Below are 18,186 nucleotides of genomic sequence, written 5' to 3'. Positions count from 1 at the left end.
AATATCCTCATCAGACGGGTTCCAGTTGTTCGAGCTTTAGCCACACACTGGGGGTAGGAACATAGAATTTAATCAAAGCGTAATCATCTTTTACATCCAAGACTTCTGCTGTCGAGTTGAACATATAACTGGGTAAACGGCGATCGCTGGCTAGGGCTTCGAGGCTATTTTCTAGGTTTCCCGTCACCACGCGGACTAAAGCTCCTTTCTTAATTGTAGCTGCCATGTTTTTCTCGTTAAATTTGCTGGGGGTTTCTCCCATAAATTGTTACATATTCGGGCAGACCTCTGACAAGGGCTTTTTCAGTCATCAGTGAACTGATAACCGATACCAAAGGCCGAATCTAAAACCTAATTGGTTAAGCTAAAAGCTTTGATGTACTTAGGTGGCTGGTTATAATTAAATTAAAAATGGATTTTAGGTTCGATCCCCCCCCTTATTAAGGAGGGTGCCGATCCCCCCTTAGTCCCCCCTTAATAAGGGGGGCATCTGAAAGTTTTCAATACCTACCTACTTAGTTTTTACCCTTGTTTTTAGGTGGGAGAATTGCCAGATTCTTTCTTTTGCATGAGTGCCTGTCGCCCCTTGCCTTCAGAAACTAATAACTGATTCCGGGCTGATGGCTTTTTGGCTTAAGATAAAGTTTAGCCCTCGATCGAGTTCTCGTGTTTTCATGGTTTTACAACTGCGCGTCTACGTTCCCGAACACCCTCTGGTTAAGCATTGGCTGGCGATCGCCCGCGATCAAAATACCCCCCCGGTACTGTTTAAAACAGCGATGACGGAACTAGGGCGCTGGTTAACCTACGAAGCGGCGCGGCAATGGCTGCCGACCCTGGAAACTAGCGTTAAAACCCCTCTAGCGGAATGTCCCGCTACTTTTATCGATCCTAGCGTACCGATCGCCGTAGTCCCGATTTTACGCGCAGGATTAGCCCTGTTGGAAGGGGCGCAAAGTCTTTTACCCCTAGCTAGTACCTATCATCTCGGTTTAGCCAGAAATGAGGAAACCCTAGAGGCGAGTTGTTATTTAAATAAATTACCGGCTAGTTTTGATCCGGCCACGAGAGTGTTAATTCTCGAACCGATGTTAGCCACGGGGGGATCAATTTCAACGGCAATGGCAGAAATTACCAGCAGAGGCGTTGATCCTGCCCTAATTCGCCTGATTTCCGTGGTGGCTGCCCCGCCGGCTTTACAGAAATTGAGTCAAAATTATCCCAGCTTGAACATCTATACGGCTATTATCGATGAAGGACTAAATAGCCGTGGTTACATCGTGCCGGGGTTGGGCGATGCCGGCGATCGAGCTTTTGGAACCTATTAGGAGAAAAACGGATTATGAGTCAGCGAGATGGGTTTGCGGGCGGTTTTTTAGCCGGTGCGATTGTCGGTGGTTTAGTGGGCGGTGTTTTGGGGACAGTGTTGGCTAATCGCAGCCGCCGCGGTTTAGCAGCTGGTGATAATCAGTCCTTTGTGGAGGGTATCCGCCATGGGCGCTTGACTCCCGAGGAAGGCATGGAAATGGCCCGCCGCAGTTTAGAAGATAAAATTGCCCAGTTAAATCTAGCGATCGATGATGTGCGTCAACAGTTAGGATCGGTACAGGAAAAGGGCAGCGATCATTAAATAGGGTTGGCTGAATAAATCTCAAAACCTTTATATAACTTTGAGTTAGGGATAGGTATAGCCGCTTCTTAAAAGTTGCCAAACATTAATCAAATCAAGGAGAATTTATTCTCAATTATCAAAATTGAGACAGTTTGTGCCGCTTAAATAAAGAGATTTTGATAACTAAATTAAAGCATATCTAAAGAGTTTTGAGTTAAGAGTAAAACTTCAAGTTTTCATTCAGAATATAGCGTTTCTTAAGCTAGTGAGGTACACCTATTCTTCTTTCCTTTCGTCTAAAGCCCATAACTTTTGTACCTCAGCAGACTGAAAAAAGCTATAGTTTAAGAGTCATGAGAAGAAAAACATGGGGAAAAAAAGCAAAAAAAAAGTTAGCGGACAAAGAAGAGGTGGTCGAGTAAATGGGATGGGAGGAGTGAGATATTCCGATAAAAAAAGATTCGTAGAATTCATCAAAAAAGGAAATTGAGAAACTTTTTATGAAGTGGTAAAAGTTTTTTATACAAAAATCATTAAAGAATGGGTGGAAGCGGGGAATAAAGAGGAGGATTTTCGAGAAAAGGGTCGAAAGATTGTCCTGATTCTCGATAATGCTAGTGTTCACAAAAAAACGGATGTTGTTGGTAAAATTGCTGAAAATATGCCCAACTTAATTTTAGAGTGTTTACCCGCATATAGCCCAGATTTAAATATCATTGAATTGCTCTGGCACTCGACAAAAGAATTTATCGCTCATCGACTTTTTAAATCAGTTGAAGAATTAGAATCTCTTTTACATCAACTTTATAAATGAAGGAGGTCTAATTATTAAGTGGGATCGCAAGTTGAAAAACAAGGGTAATTCTGTTAACGCAATTTAAATTACGAACAGCTTACTGCACACTTAAAACTCAAATCTGATAACTGATAACTGATAACTGATAACTGATAACTGATAACTGTCTTACTCGGCTTTTACCAAACCCTGAGAGCGAATACAGGCCTGTTCCCAGCGACAATCGGGATTAACTTCCACTGGTTTGAGTCGCGCCCAGATTTCGCCTTGATCATCGGCATAAAAACTATCGATAATAGCAGGAATACGAGTACCAAAAGGTTCAGTAATCAGGACAGAATCGGTCAGATTAAATACTTCGCCATTAGCTCCCGTCGCTTTTTCGATGACGGGAATTTCTGCTTTGGGAATCGGTTTTCGGAATGGAGGAGCCGAATCGAAACGGGGACGGAGAGGAGATTTTATCTCACTACTGGCTGATTTTACCGTTTCCTCGGCTGGTTTTTCCTCAATTATTTCTGGAGGGGTTTCTGGAGGTTTGGGGGGTACTGCAGCCCTAGAACCCTTTTTAATAATTTGTAGAGGTTGTAGGGGAGGAGTGGTTTTAATTGGCTCTTCGGGAGGTTCAGGGGTGCTAGGGGTTTTCTTCGGGGGACGTGGCATGATACGACAAGGAAAATAAAAACTATAGGATTATTGAAGCATATCGAGCCGCTAACCCGCTCGACCAGTGCTTGTGTCAATTTTGCTGTGGCTAATTCTTCCCTGGATCCGGGCCAGATACCCCGCACTATAGCTATCTAGGAATTAGTCGATTCCCCTCTCCTCTCCAACTTATTGAAAAAACTTCTCATTAAGTATTGACAAAAATTCCTAATAAGCTTATAGTTATTTATAGTGTTCTCCTCTTAAGGATCGGCAGTGGAACCGCGCGGCAGTCTCTAACAATGCGGTTCCCATTTTTTTTTGGAACGATAGAAGGCTTTTAACGTCTCTAAACTTCTAGGTTTCCTCATCCTTTGGCTTTTATGAACGATAATTCCGACCTGTACCTCGATCATCTCACCCATGCGGATACTGTCATCACTGCTGAAATTGTCGAGCATGAGAGTCAATCAACAGATGAGACAGATTGGGCAGCTCTATCCTCTCATTTACGTCAACAAAATCAAGAATTACAAGCGGAGATCTGGCGACGGGAGCAAGCTCTGGCGGAACTGCGATCGCGGTTAGCCGAGCAACATCGTCGCTGGCAAAGTTGCGATACCCTAATCCAGCAGCAAAACGAGGAACTGCAATACGAAAAGCAACAATTACAGCGAGCTTTAGGAGAAATCGAACAGTATCGTCAAGCAGAACAACGGCAACCGATGATTATTGCCAATTTGACCGCAGAATTGACCCGCACGCGCCAACAATTAGCCCGTTTAGAGCGAGAATGTGCCTTAATTCAGGAAAGTTATCAGGAAAAAAGCCAAAAACTGTGCAACTATGACCAGCAATTGCAGGAATTACGCACCCGTCTCCAACGTCAGCAACGCTACACCCTCCAGTATAAAGCGGCCTTGGCCCAGTATTTCCAGCGCGGTAGCGATCGCAATTTTTCCCCAGATTTAGCCATTGTTGACAAGGCAGCTGCGATTGAGCCTTGGTCTCAGACAGAGAATCAAGAAAACGATGAAGTGGCTCCCATCGATGATTTTGTAGCGGAATTAGAGACTATTGAGCCAGTAGAATCCTTAAATAAGAAAGACAGGGATTGGCCCGCACCTATCATCTCTCCTTCCCCGAAATATTCCTCTTTTCGGGTTGATTTGCCCACTTTTATTAAATATCGCCAAGAAAAAGATAATTCCTGAACAACAGAAAGAGAGCCGGCGACTGTCCATGTTTCGTCTCGGCTCTCTATTCTGGTTCGCTCCTCACACTAATTAAAATCTATCATAAGCTGATGGTTTTGTCCACTAAATTCACAAAAGTTAATATTTTTATAGTTCCGTCATCGGCAGCAGTTGCCATTTTTGACGGAGAAGACGGTTAAGTAGTTTTTGACTGACGCTAATCAGGATTAATCTCGATTGCTGAATTGGGGCCGATTCTCCGATAATGCGACAGTTACGCTCAAAATTGAGCATCGCTTCGCAAAAATTCGCAGTTAGGGGATAGAGTTTCTGGCCTTCCCAACAATCGCAAACGGTTAAAATTTGCAGGATTAAGGCTATTTCGGCGGGATGATGCCATGATAATAGTTCTGACTCGGTTAATCTAATTTTTTCCCGATTGAGCAGTTGTAACAAACTAGAATAGCGAGCGTGGGTATATTGAAATAAAAAGAAAAATTCTCCTTCGGGATGGAGAGGAAGCTGATCAGAGAAAAATTTATCAATTAAATCGTTTAGTTTCAGTAACCAAAAGGACAAAAATTGCTGATCTAATAATAATTCTAGCCATCCTTCCCTAAGCTGAATTTGTGGAAAAAGGGCGATTAAATGGTTAAATATGGTTTGACATTGAGCGGGTGTAAAATAATAAAACAGAGGTGAACGATAGAGGATACTATCAGTTTTTTGGCAACGATAGAAAGTTAATTTATGGTTGTTTTCTGGAAAAAGATTAATTAATTGTTGTTTTAAACAATGCTCGATCGAGGGGTGATTGCAGATAAAATTCATACTCAGAAGGGTAAACGTAGTTGCGTGCGCCCAAAACGTCCTCTAGATATTTCCACCAAATTGAGATGCACCGAAATTATCCCTATTCTTCTTCCTTCCACATAAACACCAGAAGAGCCAGTTTTCGGCTATTGTAGTAGATATCTATGGGGGAAATCCAGATATATTCTAGAACGTGAGGTGTGGAACCTGACACGATTGCCCATAAAAATGCCAGGTTTTTGAACGTGGACTCGTTGAACCAAGAATCCCGAAGCGCTTAGTGGGATGCGATTATCAATCGGATTCTCTCAGGAAACCCGCTTTCTGACTTGCAGTAAGATTGAGGGCATAGTATGGCAATTTCGTAGGCGATGAAGGCAGCGGCAGTTATTGAACAGTACAAAAACGGGCGGCGGGATTTCCGGGGGGAATCCTTGCGGGGTGGTAACTTTCGCAGTGCGGACTTAGCGGGGGCGGATTTCAGTGGTTGTGATATACGCGGGGCAAATTTTAGTCGGGCGAATTTGACGGGGACGAAGTTTACCTGGGCGAAGGCGGGATTACCGAAGCGGTCGCTGCTGATTTTGCTGGGGTTGGCTTTGGTGTTAATTGTGATTTCGAGTTTTTTCTCCGCCTTCGTCGGTTATATGGTGAGCTTAATTTTTTATTCCAATCCAGAACACCAAGTTACTGGTTGGTTCACCTTAATTTTTCTCATCTCCACTTTCCACATTGCTTGGCGCAAAAATATTTTGACCGTAGCAGGAGCCTTCGCCTCAGTCGGAGTCTTCGCCTCAGTCGGAGTCTTCCTCGGAGTCAAAGTCGGAATTGTAGCCGTAGGCTTAGCCGGAGTCGGAGCCGAAACCGGAGCCCTAGCCGTAGTCGTAGCCCTAGCCGTAGCCTTCGCCTTCGCCGGAGCCGGAGCCGGAGCCGGAGCCCTAGCCGTAGCCGGAGCCGTAGCCGGAGCCGGAGCCCTAGCCCTAGCCCTAGCCGGAGCCGGAGCCCTAGCCGGAGCCCTAGCCGGAGCCCTAGCCCTAGCCGGAGCCGTAGCCGGAGCCCTAGCCGAAGCCGTAGTCGTAGCCGTAGCCTTGACATTATTTTTCTGTTGGCTCGGTTGGCTGACCCTTAAACAAGAACACCGCGATCCTTGGTTGCGTAAAATTGTGATAGCCTTTGCTGCCATTGGTGGCACATCCTTTTTTCAAGCCAATTTAACCGAGGCGGATTTTACAGGAGCCACCTTAAAAAGTACCAATTTTAATCAGGCAATCTTGAATAAAACAATTTTTAAACAAGCAATTAAATTGGAATTAGCCCGCCCCGGCAATACCTTATTAGCCAATCCCCAAATTAGAGAATTTTTGATTGATTCCCGCACCGGAAGCGGAAAAGACTTTGCCCAAGCCAATTTACGGGGGGCATACCTGGAGGGGGCAAACCTGCAAGCTGCCAACTTGCGCCTAGCGAATATCAGTGAAGCCAGCTTGCAATACGCCAACCTTGCGGGGGCAAACCTCACCGAAGTCAACGCCGTCAATACCGATTTGCGCCATGCTACTCTGACGGGTGCTTGCGTGGAAAATTGGAATATTGATGCCACCACCCAACTGGATGAGGTGGACTGCCAGTACATTTATCTGCTTAATGGGCAAAAAGAGCGCCGCCCCAGCAGTGGCGAATTTCAACCGGGCGAATTTACTAAATTATTTGCCGAAATGTTCGACACCGTTGACCTCATTTTCCGCAATGGGGTAGATTGGAAAGCTTTCATTGCCGCCTTAAAAATAGTACAAGTGCAGAATGAAGATACGCCGCTTCAGGTGCAGAGCATTGCCAATAAAGGGGATGGGGTGATAGTGGTAAAAGTCCATTTACCGCCCGATACTGATAAAGAGAAAATTCATCAAGAATTTAACCAAAATTATCAACTACAACTCGCAGCCATCGAAGCCCAATATAAGGCACAACTCACCGCCAAAGAGACAGAAATTGCCATCTATCGCCAACAAAGTGTTGATATGATGGAAATTACCAAAACCCTCGCCAACCGTCCCATCCATGTAGAAGCAAAAGCCATGAGCCACAGTAACGACAGTTCTCCAAATATCACCATCCGCGATATTAATAATTCCGCCGTCAATTTCGGCGAAATCATCGGCGATGTAACCAATACCATTAACCAAATTGCGGCCGATGCTTCCCCAGAAAATGCCCAACTCAAAGCCTTACTGCAAGAACTAACCCAGGCGATTAAAATTGACAGCCATTTAGATGAAGAAGAAAAAGCCGAAGCCGCCAACCAAGTGAAAAAGATTGCCCAAGCTAGTCAAAATCCTGATGATGCCGGACTGCAAAAGAAAGCCCAACGAGCGGTTAATTTTCTCGAAACAATTGCTAAAGCTTTGGAACCTGCCAGCAAACTTGCCCAAGCCTGTCAAAAAGCCTTACCGATAATTTTGAAAACATTAGGCTTCTGATAGGTTTGTAGTTGCGCTTTAGCGCAGTTCTAGTTAGGGCTATAGCATCGACTTGCCGCACTTTTTTTTAGTCCAAACTTGCGCCATTTCTAACATATTAGTAACTCCAATAAACAATCACCCTCAAGATAACAAATCGAGCGCAATTGTCGATGATAGCTGAGATTCTATCACTTGATGACCGAGACTAACAGGTCGAGCATTTCCCTCTACCGGCGCGCAATAACGGGGAATTGGACTAGAAACGAGGCTAATATGACGGTCACTCACCGCTAATCCATGGCTAGGATCATAGCCTTTCCAGCCGCCCCCCGGCAAATACACCTCTACCCAAGCGTGTAAATGTCTTTCTTCTTGGTCTAAATCTCCTTCTTGATAGCCACTGACAAAACGGGAAGCTAATCCCACACAGCGACACACATCCATAAATAAAACCACAAAATCGCGACAGGAACCCTGCTTATTTTTCCAAGTGTTTCCGGGTAGATAGGGTTCTCCAGTAAGACGAATAATTTGCTGACAATTGCGGTAAATTTTGTCATTAAGATTAAACAGGAAAGATAGCACCTGTCCCTCAGTTTCCTGCATAATTTCTTGGGCTAATGCTGCCATATCAGGGTCATTATTTAACCCATAGAATTGTCTGTAGGGTTGTAATTGACTGTGGAGAGAAATAGGATAATCAAAGGGTAAACAGGTCGCCCAAGGTTCCAACAAATACTGAAAAGGATTAACCCCATGGGTTTCCACTTCACTGACCACATCAATCAATAATTCTTCCGTCGGTTGATTAAACCAAATTTGTAAACAAGAATTACCATCGAGGTCGATAATATTAGTTATTGTTAAAGGTTCTGGGTTAATTTTGAGCGTGAACTCTCGCAAAGTTTGCCCACCATCGGATTTTGGCCGCAAGCGCAGCAGATGAGGCGATAAAATCACGGGTTGATTATAGAAATAGTTGGTTTGATGCCGAATGTGATAACGCATTAAGTTGTTAATTGGGATTGATATTGAAAGTTATTTACTGGCAGAGGTGAGGCAAGTTCGGGATTAAAAACAAAGAAAGTTTCTGTCATTTTTATTCCCACATCATTAACTCTTTTTTGAATATGGTCGAGGAATTCATGCAATCCCATTTCAATAACATCCTCGATAGTTAGATAACTCATTTCGGCACAAAGTCGCCCTAAACTTCTTTCTACCGAATTGCCCCAAGTTCCTACAGGAGTACCGGTAACTTGATGCAAACAGTGGTCTAATTCCCGCAGACAAAAGTGAATTGAACGAGGAAATTCTCGATTAAGAATTAAAAATTCGGCCACGTCACTAGGAGTAATCCGTCGTTGACATTTACGATACATTTCGTAGGCACTCACCGACCGCAGTAAAGCAATCCATTGAATTTGGTCTAGAGAAGTTCCTACCCATTGAGCGGAAGGTAAGAGATAATAGTATTTAACATCAAGAATTCTGGCGGTTTTATCGGCGCGTTCCTGTAATCTTCCCATAACGCCAAAATGCCAACCTTCATTATGAGTCATCGTTGCATCCATTACCCCCGCAAAACGGTGACTAGCCAATTTAACTTGGGTAAAAAAGTTCGGTAAAGTAGTTTGAGGATGGTAAGAGGAAGCATCTTTTACCATCAAGAAAAAACCATTAACCTGTTCCCACATTTCCGAAGAAATAATCTCGCGAACTGACCGAGCATTTTCTCTAGCCCAGCGCAAACAAGAGATAATTGAGTTACTATATTCCGTGTCAAATGTCAAGAAATTGATCACATTTTCTGCGGTGGCTGTGCCGTAACGTTTCTTGAATTGTTCTAAATCTCCCGTGGTTAAAACCAAAGGTTCCCACTGTTGCAAAACGCTGGTAGGTACATCTAACATTAAATTAAGATTAACATCCATAAACCGGGCGACATTTTCTGCCCGTTCAATATAGCGATTTAACCAATAAATTGAATCAGCAACTCTACTAAGCATAATTAACTGGGAAAAAGTGAAAAGGAAAAAGAAAAGGGTAGGGTGGGTTAGTAACCCACCAAAATTTTGATTATTGTCCTGATTACTTGGTTAAAACCCAAGTGTCTTTACTGCCACCACCTTGAGAGGAATTAACCACTAAAGAACCCTTTTTCAAAGCCACGCGAGTTAACCCCCCTGGATGCACATAAATTTCATCGCCACGATGGAGAATATAGGGACGTAAATCCACATGACGACCTTCAACTTCCGTGTCAATTAAAGTGGGAACCCTAGAAAGACTTAACACCGGTTGAGCGATATAATTGCGGGGATTAGCAGCAATGCGTGGGGCAAATTCTGCCCTTTGTTCGGGGGTAGCTTGAGAACCGACTAACATCCCATAACCTCCCGACTCATTAGCGGCTTTCACAACTAACTTATCGAGATTATTTAAGACATAATCTAAGTCCTTTTCTCGCCAACAAAGATAGGTAGGAACGTTATTTAAAATCGCTTCTTCTCCCAGATAATAACGAATCATATCGGGGACAAAAGCATAAATAACCTTATCATCGGCGACTCCCGTACCCGGAGCATTAGCTAAAGCGACGCGACCTTCCTGGAAAACTTTTAATAATCCGGGTACACCTAACATCGAATCGGGACGAAAAACCGCCGGATCTAAAAAGTCATCATCGAGGCGACGATAGACCACATCTACCCGTCTTAATCCCTTGGTGGTTTTCATTTGTAGATAACCATCAAAGACAACTAAATCACGCCCTTCCACTAATTCTACCCCCATTTGTTGGGCAATAAAAGAATGTTCAAAGTAGGCAGAATTATAGGTTCCGGGGGTTAAAACCACCACGGTGGGATTAGGTAATTGGGCTGGGGCTAAATTGAGGAGAGTTTCCAACAGATGGGAAGGATAATCATCCACCGGTTTAACATTCATTGTCTGGAAAATATCGGGGAAAGTGCTTTTCATTACCCGACGATTTTCGAGGACATAGGAAATACCGGAAGGAACCCGCAAATTATCCTCTAAAACGTACCATTGACCATCTTTATCGCGGACTAAATCGGTTCCCGTGATGTGACACCAGATACCTCCGGCGGGTTTCAGTCCCACACAGGGTTTCAGAAATCCCGTCGCCGAGGCGATTAATTCGGGGGGAATAATACCATCTTTAATGATTAACTGGTCATTGTAGATATCGGAGAGAAAAAGATTGAGAGCTTTGATGCGTTGTTTCAGTCCTCTTTCTAAATAATCCCAGTCCTCAGCCGAGACAATTCGGGGAATAATATCAAAAGGAAAGATTTTTTCCACCCCTTGATTGTCGCTATAGACATTGAAAGTCACCCCCAATTCAAACAGGGCCGACTGAGCCGTTTCCCGGTGTTGTTGAAGTTCTCGGGGCGGCAGATTCTGCAACCATTTGATTAAAGGGGACGAGTGGGGACGAGGTTGACCATCATCTAAGAATAGTTCGTCGTAGAAGCCTTCGGGATCGTAGGTATTTAATAGCACGCTGACCTCATTTCATACCTTACCTATTCCCAGTGTCGGACAATTGGCCTGATTTTTTGTAGTCTAGGAGACATTTTAAGGGAAATTTTAGGAAGTTAGCCGTTTTTCGTCCCTAGCGATCGCCAATCGATCCCCACCGGTGGAGAAACCTGACCGGAGCGAGAATTAGACCTGAAAACTGTGTTACATTTTTTAAAGGTCACACATTAAATCTTTCATTTTTCTTACTGGTTACGCGATGTTTACCAAACAAGTAACGGATTCTAAAGCCTATCAATGGTTTGAGGAACGCTTAGAAATTCAAGGGATCGCTGATGATATCAGCACCAAATACGTTCCCCCTCACGTCAATATCTTCTACTGTCTGGGTGGCATCACCCTTGTGTGCTTCGTGATCCAGTTTGCCACTGGTTTCGCCATGACCTTCTACTACAAACCCACTGTAGCAGAGGCCCTCTCCTCCGTACAGTACATCATGAACGAAGTTAACTTTGGCTGGTTAATTCGTTCTATCCATCGCTGGTCCGCCAGTATGATGGTCTTAATGATGATCCTGCACGTTTTCCGCGTTTACCTGACCGGTGGATTCAAAAAACCTCGCGAATTAACCTGGGTAACTGGGGTTGTCCTGGCCGTAATCACCGTTAGCTTCGGTGTCACCGGTTACTCCTTACCCTGGGATCAGGTGGGTTACTGGGCGGTTAAAATTGTTTCCGGTGTACCTGCTGCTATTCCCGTCGTCGGTGATCAACTCGTCACCCTGATGCGCGGTAGCGAAAGCGTCGGTCAAGCAACTTTAACCCGTTTCTACAGCTTACATACTTTTGTACTACCCTGGTCGATCGCGGTCTTCATGTTGCTACATTTCTTGATGATCCGTAAACAAGGCATTTCTGGGCCTCTATAATTCAGAAAAATATCTCTGTCGATCCGAAATCATTTTTAGGAGACATTATCCATGTCCACATTAAAAAAGCCCGATCTCAGCGATCCCGCTCTGCGCGCTAAGTTGGCTAAAGGGATGGGTCACAACTACTACGGTGAACCCGCTTGGCCTAACGATCTGCTCTATGTCTTCCCGGTGGTTATCTTTGGTACGATCGGACTCTGCACCGGTTTAGCGATTATGGATCCCACCATGATCGGTGAACCTGCCGATCCTTTCGCTACTCCCCTAGAAATTCTGCCAGAGTGGTATCTTTATCCCGTTTTCCAAATTCTCCGTATTCTTCCTAACAAACTCTTAGGTATCGCTTGCATGGCTGGCGTTCCCCTAGGCTTGATGTTAGTTCCTTTTATTGAAAGCGTCAATAAATTCCAAAATCCTTTCCGTCGTCCCGTCGCTACCGCTATCTTCCTATTTGGTACTGTGGTCACGATCTGGTTAGGTATTGGTGCCACTTTCCCCATCGATATATCTTTAACTCTCGGTTTGTTCTAAGTTACTGAACTCCGGCAGTTTTTTGCCCACGCTTGTGATTCCTGACTTTGGAAGAGCGATCGTGGGCAATTTTAATTGTGATTTCCTCTAACGGGTAATTTGTTGTACCAAAGCGATGACATCGCTGCGGCTGAGTTTTTCCTTACCTAAAGCTAGGACTTCGAGAGTGCCATGGGCTAAAGCGAGGGGAATCTTACAAAAATCGAGTGCTGGCCCTTGGGGCAGCGATTGAGTGTAATAATCGGCTAATTTCAGATTACGACGGGCATAATTATGAATATCACTAATTGTCCAACCTTGGGGCAGAAAACTTACCCCCCGGCGCAGATCCTCGCCATGGTTGCGGGCAATATTAACCGCTTGTAAACCCCGACCAAAACCGAGGGCATAACTGCGATTAGTTTCGGTGCCGTCGTACCAATTCCAGAGGTCAGACAGCAATAAACCCACGGCACCGGCCACACTAAAGGTATATTGATCTAATTGCACTTCTGTGCGAATATCCCAGTTATTCCCGGCCCAGTAGGCCATGCGATCGGCCATGGCCGCCGTGGCATCCCAAACCCGGGGGGCGATCGAATCCGGTGCTAACATTGCCCATTCGCCAATTCTCAGGGTGACTTCCGGCAAAATCTCCCGATGGACTAAGCCAAAAGTAAAATCCTCTTTGGTAGAATTTTGGGTACCTGCTTGTAAATTCAGGCTAATTTGTCTTAATATCTGGGCTTTACTGAAGTTATCTAGGTCTGGATGGTCTTCTACTTCATCGATCGCCCTCATACAGAGATAAGCTGAGGCTACTGCCTCGAGCAGACGATCCGGTAAACGACTTATGGGAATATAAAAAGTTCGACTCGTTTCTTGCAGAATCGTTAAAGCATTATCGCGCAAATTCATTCAGTCCACTCCTCACGCCAACTTAGGTAACTACGAGTTAAACCAATCAGATAGATCGGTTTAGGTGATTCCGATGTTCCTAAGACAAAGTTGCTGTCTATTGTAGTATGATTATTCAAAATTTCCCGATTATTCTCGAAAAAATCAACCATTAGGGTCTTCTTGACAATTTTTCTTTCTCGTATAGCTGAGGGACAATTACGGCAATTTTTCGAGATTACAGGCTTAAAAAGCGGTTTTTGCCCGTTTTTAAACGGTATTTTGCGGCTTCATGGCAGGGATTGAAAGGAGGTCACTTGTAAAATTGGCCCGATCATGGCCAGAGTCATCACATCCGAGCGAATTTGACCTATAACTGTCACTTTTGCCCTTGTTTGAATTAATTCGGCGGTCGGTTCCATTAATTCGTAGGTTTGACCGTTATCGGCAATTAATGCCCAAGTTCCCGTGCCTATTTCGATTCTTTTTACCTGACCCGTTACACTAACACTCATGCTTTGATTTCCCCGATCGAGGCGATCGCAATTGCCGCCCCTGTTACGAGCATTCTATCGATATCTTTGCTCGGCATTGATTGTCAATTTTGGCAGAATTTAACCCCATAAATCAGTTTTTTTTATCTAAAAAGCGATCGCTACTTCCGCCACCACCGCTAAGAGGGAGGCCACAGCCGCTAGAATTATTATTTCTCGATCGGATTGTCTCATAGCTATCTGAGTATAAATTACTAATCCTAGTCTATACCACATCTAACCTAGAGTTAAATTGATCTAAATTATTTTATCCATAGATAAAAAGCTATAAAAGTTATCGGCAAGAAGGGAGAAATCTTTTTCTGAATTACCCTGTATTATTTGTTCAGTAAGCCCTAATATAAGCCTAACTGTTAATAGCTTAATGATATGCAATAACATTAGATTCCATAGGTATAAACCAATGGGAGATATTTTCTAGTTTTTGATGGATTTGATCGAGATGATCCTGCACGGGTTGCAGAAAAGTTTCGTACTGTTGCATCTGAGTTTTTAAACGCACTAATGCCAGATTAGCATCGCGCCATTGTCGCTCCTGTTCTTCAAATTCACGAGTTTTTTGCTCTAAATCCGAGCATTGCTCATCAATAGTATCTCTGTTTTTTTGTAAATCCTCTTGTAGCTCCTTGATTTCTGCGGCTAAACGTTGACTTTCTTGGAGATTATTTTGATAACTATCCTCCAGGAGAATTAACACTGGTTCAAAGCTACATTTTTGGGCATCTTCTGGGGATAAAATTCCCTGTCTGCGTTGCAGAATTTTCAGATGTTGAGAGCAAATAGCTTGCCTTTCCCGAAGATTCCGTCTTTGTCCGAACAAAGTTTCTGCCAGCATTCCTTTTCTCTCCTGTTCCTCGGCTAATTCCGCCTCTAAATTAGCTCGCTGGGATTCATCTATTGTGGCCATTCTTGCCTCTAATTCTTCCACGGTTTGAGATTGGAGAGTTAATTCTTCCTCTTGGTCGTTGACAAAAATTTCCAAGCGATCGAGGTCTGTTTGTAAATTGTTAACTAAGCTCTCCAATTTTTCTAAAGGCATTTTTTCAAGAGCTTCTAGATCGATTTTACCATCAAAATCTAGGTCTGCTGCTTGGGCGAGACGAAGGAGCATTTGTCGAGTAGAATCAGTGGTTTGTAGGGTGAGGTTAAGGTGATCGAATAATTCCTGTTTTTGACTCAGAACAGTTTCTTGTATTTGTAGTTGTATTTTCGCTGTTTCCAAAACACTGCGACTTGTCTTTAATTCCCTGGCTCTTTGTTTGAGATGATTGAGCATTTGTTCGTTGACGACCTGGCGATTTTCTACAGCTTTTTTCTGCTCCTCTAAACTTTGCCAACAACTATTTAAAATTGTCTGTTGTCCCTGCACAGATTCAAGAGTTGAATAGAGAATTTGTGAGGGAGAATTACCCAGATCGTGATTATTGGCTAAACTCTCCGCTAGAGAGCGAATAAATTGTTGTTGTTCTGGGGAAAGATTGGGGAAGGAGTTGAAATTTATTTGTTCTTCTTCCAGGTGTCGCTGTTGCTCTATCAATTGTTGTTTTAGGTTTTCCAGTTCTTGTTTTTTGCCCTCTAAATAATCGAATTCTACTTCTATGCGCTCAATTTGCTCAATTCTTTCCTCCATTTCCATTTTCTGGCGGTTGAGAATCTCGCTTTGATAGGTGAGGGATTGTTTCCACTGAGCGATTTTCTCTTGATCTTCCTTATTGCGTTCGATCAAACGGGAAATCTTTTGCAGTTGTCGCACGATCTCCGCTCCCGCTAATTCCGGTTTTCCTTGCAGTTGACGATTATCGCTCAAATTCACCAAGAGAAGCGCACCTTCTCCTATGGAGTTAGTTTCGTCGCAGGTTAAAATATCGTTTCCCGCTATGGCACTCCACGTCTGATCTTTATGCTGACAGGCCAATAGTTTCAATTCGGTTTTGTAACCGCTGATAAAACCTCTAGTCTGTTTTTTTACTTCTGCAAGGTATAGCACGAGTAGTCTTCCTGTGTGATGAAAGTTTTTGTAATTGGTTTTAGAGAGAGTTGGTGATCGAGGCTAGGAACGGCCTGTCTATAGTTTCAGTGTACCCATCAGCTGCCAAAAAATTTTAAATTTCTATTATTCAAGTTTTTCTTTTTGAGACATACATTTGTCCTCAATTTTTCCTCTTACCCACTGGAAAATTTTAAATTTTTGAAGATTTTTAAGCACCAATTTACTGACCTAGTCTCAAAAAATTTGGCAGTCAATCTCATAAATCGGCTGATGTTTTCTGACCCCTTTTACCTCTGGCTGCAGTTTGAATAAGCTGACCACACATCTAAATTATCGTTTAAGACGGCGTGAGAGCGAGAGGCAAGGATAGAAAGCTAGACCTTTTGTACTGAAAATTGCCAAAGCTAGTTTAAATGCAGCAAAGCTTACTGAAAAATATCTTACATAATTAGCTTATCAGATTTATTATTAGTGACAAGAGCAAGGAAGACAGCGTTTCTTCTCAATCTCAAGATGAAGTATGACGAGACTTGGTATCATCTCCAGACTAACACCTCCTCTTCCAGTATTGCCCAAGACTAGAGACTTCGTACCTCACCATTAAGATAACTGCTCTAGGTTATTCTAGACCAAAAGAAATAGCGTCTAGTGGGGGAGATTCCGAGAAATTAGGCAAGGAAGCGGCTCTTCTCGACTTTGTGTGATAATTTTTGCTTATGGAATCGTGAAATGCTTATCGGGTAACACTTTTAGGACTATTTTGTCGAAGAAACTATCAGTATAGACCTCGTTTCCACACAGAAACCAGAAGAGCCAGGAAGCTTCAATGAGATTGACATTCCCAGTATTTTACAATTGATTGAACTAGGACAAAGAACAAGAGAACTATTGATGGCGATCTCAGTATTGGTGAAAAAGTCGAGAGTATTTTAGAAAATTCCAACTATTCCTGGGATCTTTTCCCTAAGAAGCTCTCGCTCAGGCTATAGTGATCGAAGCTGCTCTCATTCTCTGGGATATCGCCCTACCAAAACTCGACGGTTTAACCAGTCAAGGGGGAGGCCACTGGCAAGGGTAAAAGCCAAAATGGTGGAGGCAACCGATTATTTAAGCAAACCTTTGAGCGAAAATGAGTTATGACTGCTGGTTGAGAGGGCATGAAAATCGGGTTCTACCGAACCTGTCATGTAAAACTATCAACAACTCATGCTTGTAAAGTTTGTACACTAAGGCTTTGAGTTTTTGTTAAATTGATATTTATCAACTTTAGAGCCTTGCTGTGCAGAGAGGGAGCTTGAGGAATTTTCTACAGTGTAAGTTCGGAAGAACCGAAAATCGGAGCCGATGCCTACATTGTCAAACCCTTTGAACCTATTGAGTTCATTTGCATCGTTAAACAACTGCTGCGCCGATAAAATCGCCTTCACCAGGGACAGTCTAGTCATGGTATAGGTCGAGATAGCTAAAAACGCCGCCCCAAATATTACTTAAGGCTTGCTGAATAATGGTAAAACCCTTTTAAAATAAGGCTTTTGACCTGTTAAAATCCGATGTTAGTACAAGAATATAGGATTGGGACATTCAAAAACCTTGCATTATCCTTTTTATAGTACATAAGCTGGTACAAAAAAAAGAGGGCAACAAAGCCTGAAACGACCGGCTACTGACGACCGGCTACTAACCCCACCAACAAACTTTTTCAGCAAACCCTACTTACAGGAGAACAAAACAAATGCTTAACGATACCGATTTTTTTACTGGTGACGCTCAAAATACCGCCCCCGACACTCAGGAATTAGAAACTCCCGTCGGTGAACTGTACTTGCGATTTTATCTACCCTCTCAGGACGAGTTTGCCCTTAGTTCCGTGGGTATTCGCGAGGTGATGCAGCAACCAGTCGATCGCATTACCCCCATTCCCAATGCTTCACCCTTGCTTCTCGGCACGATCAATCTTCGGGGTCAAGTGATCTGGGTGGCGGATATCGGGCAATTTTTGGGGGATAGCAGCCCCTTAAACACCGATCGAGCCGAAATCCCTGTAATTGTGATTGAAGAACAGGAAACGATCCTCGGTTTAGGGGTGCAACGTTTGGGAGATATGAAATGGCTCGACCCAGATAAACTAGGTAGTGTCGTCAGTATTCCCGATCAGATCGCCCCCTATGTGCGGGGAGAGTGGATTCTGGGCCAAGAATCAAAAAAAACCTTAAGACTACTCGATCATCTGGGCATACTCCGTTCTAGCCGTTGGGCGGCTTAAAACCTCAAAAAAA

17 protein-coding genes and 1 pseudogene are annotated in these 18,186 nt (G+C 43.6%); 8 read left to right on the top strand and 10 right to left on the bottom strand.

Annotated features, from left to right (window positions below):
* Positions 1–10: 10 nt before the first annotated feature.
* The gene (locus ACQY1X_RS21990) at positions 11–226 is read right to left on the bottom strand and encodes an NAD(P)H-quinone oxidoreductase subunit O (RefSeq protein WP_002758722.1); all 216 of its coding nucleotides are present in this window, start codon (positions 224–226) and stop codon (positions 11–13) included.
* 448 nt (positions 227–674) lie between these two features.
* Between ACQY1X_RS21990 and upp the strand changes: the two genes are divergently transcribed.
* The 3 genes and pseudogenes from upp to ACQY1X_RS21975 all read left to right on the top strand — a co-directional run.
* Complete coding sequence (gene upp / locus ACQY1X_RS21985; protein WP_046663119.1) at positions 675–1,328, top strand: uracil phosphoribosyltransferase; 654 nt, start codon at positions 675–677, stop codon at positions 1,326–1,328.
* A 14-nt stretch (positions 1,329–1,342) separates the two neighbouring features.
* Positions 1,343–1,630, top strand: coding sequence for a hypothetical protein (locus ACQY1X_RS21980; protein WP_430013558.1), 288 nt, complete (start codon positions 1,343–1,345; stop codon positions 1,628–1,630).
* Positions 1,631–1,941: 311 nt separating this feature from the next.
* Positions 1,942–2,493: pseudogene (locus ACQY1X_RS21975) on the top strand (IS630 family transposase); the annotation flags it as partial.
* Positions 2,494–2,576: 83 nt separating this feature from the next.
* Here the strand turns inward: ACQY1X_RS21975 and ACQY1X_RS21970 are convergent.
* Positions 2,577–3,071, bottom strand: a complete 495-nt coding sequence (locus ACQY1X_RS21970; RefSeq protein WP_002778834.1) for a hypothetical protein — start codon at positions 3,069–3,071, stop codon at positions 2,577–2,579.
* A gap of 365 nt (positions 3,072–3,436) precedes the next feature.
* Here ACQY1X_RS21970 and ACQY1X_RS21965 point away from each other — a divergent pair, with 365 nt between their 5' ends.
* Positions 3,437–4,267: a hypothetical protein gene (locus ACQY1X_RS21965; RefSeq protein WP_002751676.1), complete on the top strand. Its 831-nt coding sequence runs from the start codon at positions 3,437–3,439 to the stop codon at positions 4,265–4,267.
* Positions 4,268–4,396: 129 nt separating this feature from the next.
* Here ACQY1X_RS21965 and ACQY1X_RS21960 read toward each other — a convergent pair whose 3' ends face one another.
* Positions 4,397–5,080 carry a DALR anticodon-binding domain-containing protein gene (locus ACQY1X_RS21960; protein WP_190537567.1) on the bottom strand — a complete coding sequence of 228 codons (684 nt, stop codon included), beginning with the start codon at positions 5,078–5,080 and terminating at the stop codon, positions 4,397–4,399.
* A 353-nt stretch (positions 5,081–5,433) separates the two neighbouring features.
* Here ACQY1X_RS21960 and ACQY1X_RS21955 point away from each other — a divergent pair, with 353 nt between their 5' ends.
* Positions 5,434–7,539 (top strand): pentapeptide repeat-containing protein, encoded by a 2,106-nt coding sequence (locus ACQY1X_RS21955; RefSeq protein ID WP_430013557.1) that lies wholly within the window; start codon positions 5,434–5,436, stop codon positions 7,537–7,539.
* Positions 7,540–7,662: 123 nt separating this feature from the next.
* Here the strand turns inward: ACQY1X_RS21955 and ACQY1X_RS21950 are convergent, their stop codons facing one another.
* The 3 genes from ACQY1X_RS21950 to ACQY1X_RS21940 all read right to left on the bottom strand — a co-directional run bounded on the left by ACQY1X_RS21950 (position 7,663) and on the right by ACQY1X_RS21940 (position 11,049).
* Positions 7,663–8,529, bottom strand: coding sequence for a transglutaminase family protein (locus ACQY1X_RS21950; RefSeq protein WP_002794786.1), 867 nt, complete (start codon positions 8,527–8,529; stop codon positions 7,663–7,665).
* Entirely contained in the window at positions 8,529–9,530 is a 1,002-nt protein-coding gene (locus ACQY1X_RS21945) for an alpha-E domain-containing protein (RefSeq protein ID WP_002751685.1), read from the bottom strand. The genes ACQY1X_RS21950 and ACQY1X_RS21945 overlap by 1 nt, the downstream gene beginning before the upstream one ends.
* An 82-nt stretch (positions 9,531–9,612) precedes the next feature.
* The gene (locus ACQY1X_RS21940; RefSeq protein ID WP_016516520.1) at positions 9,613–11,049 is read right to left on the bottom strand and encodes a circularly permuted type 2 ATP-grasp protein; all 1,437 of its coding nucleotides are present in this window, start codon (positions 11,047–11,049) and stop codon (positions 9,613–9,615) included.
* A gap of 238 nt (positions 11,050–11,287) precedes the next feature.
* On the opposite strand from ACQY1X_RS21940, the gene petB reads away from it, so the two are divergent.
* Together petB and petD are read left to right on the top strand one after the other, a co-directional pair.
* The gene (petB, locus tag ACQY1X_RS21935; protein ID WP_002738970.1) at positions 11,288–11,956 is read left to right on the top strand and encodes a cytochrome b6; all 669 of its coding nucleotides are present in this window, start codon (positions 11,288–11,290) and stop codon (positions 11,954–11,956) included.
* Positions 11,957–12,007: 51 nt separating this feature from the next.
* The gene (petD, locus tag ACQY1X_RS21930; protein ID WP_002738373.1) at positions 12,008–12,490 is read left to right on the top strand and encodes a cytochrome b6-f complex subunit IV; all 483 of its coding nucleotides are present in this window, start codon (positions 12,008–12,010) and stop codon (positions 12,488–12,490) included.
* Positions 12,491–12,577: 87 nt separating this feature from the next.
* On the opposite strand, the gene ACQY1X_RS21925 is transcribed toward petD, so the two are convergent.
* From ACQY1X_RS21925 to hmpF, 4 genes are all read right to left on the bottom strand, one after another.
* A complete protein-coding gene (locus ACQY1X_RS21925) occupies positions 12,578–13,387 on the bottom strand; it encodes a squalene/phytoene synthase family protein (RefSeq protein WP_130758356.1) in 810 nt (269 codons plus the stop codon).
* 269 nt (positions 13,388–13,656) lie between these two features.
* Positions 13,657–13,881, bottom strand: a complete 225-nt coding sequence (locus tag ACQY1X_RS21920; RefSeq protein ID WP_002738436.1) for a hypothetical protein — start codon at positions 13,879–13,881, stop codon at positions 13,657–13,659.
* 126 nt (positions 13,882–14,007) lie between these two features.
* Positions 14,008–14,136 carry a hypothetical protein gene (locus tag ACQY1X_RS21915; protein ID WP_257792579.1) on the bottom strand — a complete coding sequence of 43 codons (129 nt, stop codon included), beginning with the start codon at positions 14,134–14,136 and terminating at the stop codon, positions 14,008–14,010.
* A 145-nt stretch (positions 14,137–14,281) separates the two neighbouring features.
* On the bottom strand, positions 14,282–15,907 hold the full coding sequence (gene hmpF / locus ACQY1X_RS21910; protein WP_002751694.1) for a pilus motility taxis protein HmpF: 1,626 nt from the start codon (positions 15,905–15,907) through the stop codon (positions 14,282–14,284).
* A gap of 1,735 nt (positions 15,908–17,642) precedes the next feature.
* Between hmpF and ACQY1X_RS21905 the strand changes: the two genes are divergently transcribed.
* Complete coding sequence (locus ACQY1X_RS21905; RefSeq protein WP_430015146.1) at positions 17,643–18,173, top strand: chemotaxis protein CheW; 531 nt, start codon at positions 17,643–17,645, stop codon at positions 18,171–18,173.
* Positions 18,174–18,186: the final 13 nt, after the last annotated feature.

This window comes from Microcystis protocystis FBCC-A270, from assembly GCF_050500235.1.
Taxonomy (GTDB): Bacteria; Cyanobacteriota; Cyanobacteriia; order Cyanobacteriales; family Microcystaceae; genus Microcystis; species Microcystis ichthyoblabe_A.
Note: the sequence above shows the minus strand (reverse complement) of the source record. Positions and strands in the feature narration are given on the sequence as shown.

Excerpts from the sequence above, each read along its gene's own strand:
- ACQY1X_RS21920 (WP_002738436.1), bottom strand. The coding sequence starts at position 13,881 with ATGAGTGTTAGTGTAACGGGTCAGGTAAAAAGAATCGAAATAGGCACG.
- ACQY1X_RS21905 (WP_430015146.1), top strand. The coding sequence starts at position 17,643 with ATGCTTAACGATACCGATTTTTTTACTGGTGACGCTCAAAATACCGCC.
- upp (WP_046663119.1), top strand. The coding sequence starts at position 675 with ATGGTTTTACAACTGCGCGTCTACGTTCCCGAACACCCTCTGGTTAAG.
- ACQY1X_RS21925 (WP_130758356.1), bottom strand. The coding sequence starts at position 13,387 with ATGAATTTGCGCGATAATGCTTTAACGATTCTGCAAGAAACGAGTCGA.
- ACQY1X_RS21950 (WP_002794786.1), bottom strand. The coding sequence starts at position 8,529 with ATGCGTTATCACATTCGGCATCAAACCAACTATTTCTATAATCAACCC.
- ACQY1X_RS21970 (WP_002778834.1), bottom strand. The coding sequence starts at position 3,071 with ATGCCACGTCCCCCGAAGAAAACCCCTAGCACCCCTGAACCTCCCGAA.
- ACQY1X_RS21915 (WP_257792579.1), bottom strand. The coding sequence starts at position 14,136 with ATGTGGTATAGACTAGGATTAGTAATTTATACTCAGATAGCTATGAGA.
- ACQY1X_RS21955 (WP_430013557.1), top strand. The coding sequence starts at position 5,434 with ATGAAGGCAGCGGCAGTTATTGAACAGTACAAAAACGGGCGGCGGGAT.
- ACQY1X_RS21990 (WP_002758722.1), bottom strand. The coding sequence starts at position 226 with ATGGCAGCTACAATTAAGAAAGGAGCTTTAGTCCGCGTGGTGACGGGA.
- ACQY1X_RS21945 (WP_002751685.1), bottom strand. The coding sequence starts at position 9,530 with ATGCTTAGTAGAGTTGCTGATTCAATTTATTGGTTAAATCGCTATATT.
- ACQY1X_RS21965 (WP_002751676.1), top strand. The coding sequence starts at position 3,437 with ATGAACGATAATTCCGACCTGTACCTCGATCATCTCACCCATGCGGAT.
- ACQY1X_RS21980 (WP_430013558.1), top strand. The coding sequence starts at position 1,343 with ATGAGTCAGCGAGATGGGTTTGCGGGCGGTTTTTTAGCCGGTGCGATT.
- petD (WP_002738373.1), top strand. The coding sequence starts at position 12,008 with ATGTCCACATTAAAAAAGCCCGATCTCAGCGATCCCGCTCTGCGCGCT.
- ACQY1X_RS21960 (WP_190537567.1), bottom strand. The coding sequence starts at position 5,080 with ATGAATTTTATCTGCAATCACCCCTCGATCGAGCATTGTTTAAAACAA.
- petB (WP_002738970.1), top strand. The coding sequence starts at position 11,288 with ATGTTTACCAAACAAGTAACGGATTCTAAAGCCTATCAATGGTTTGAG.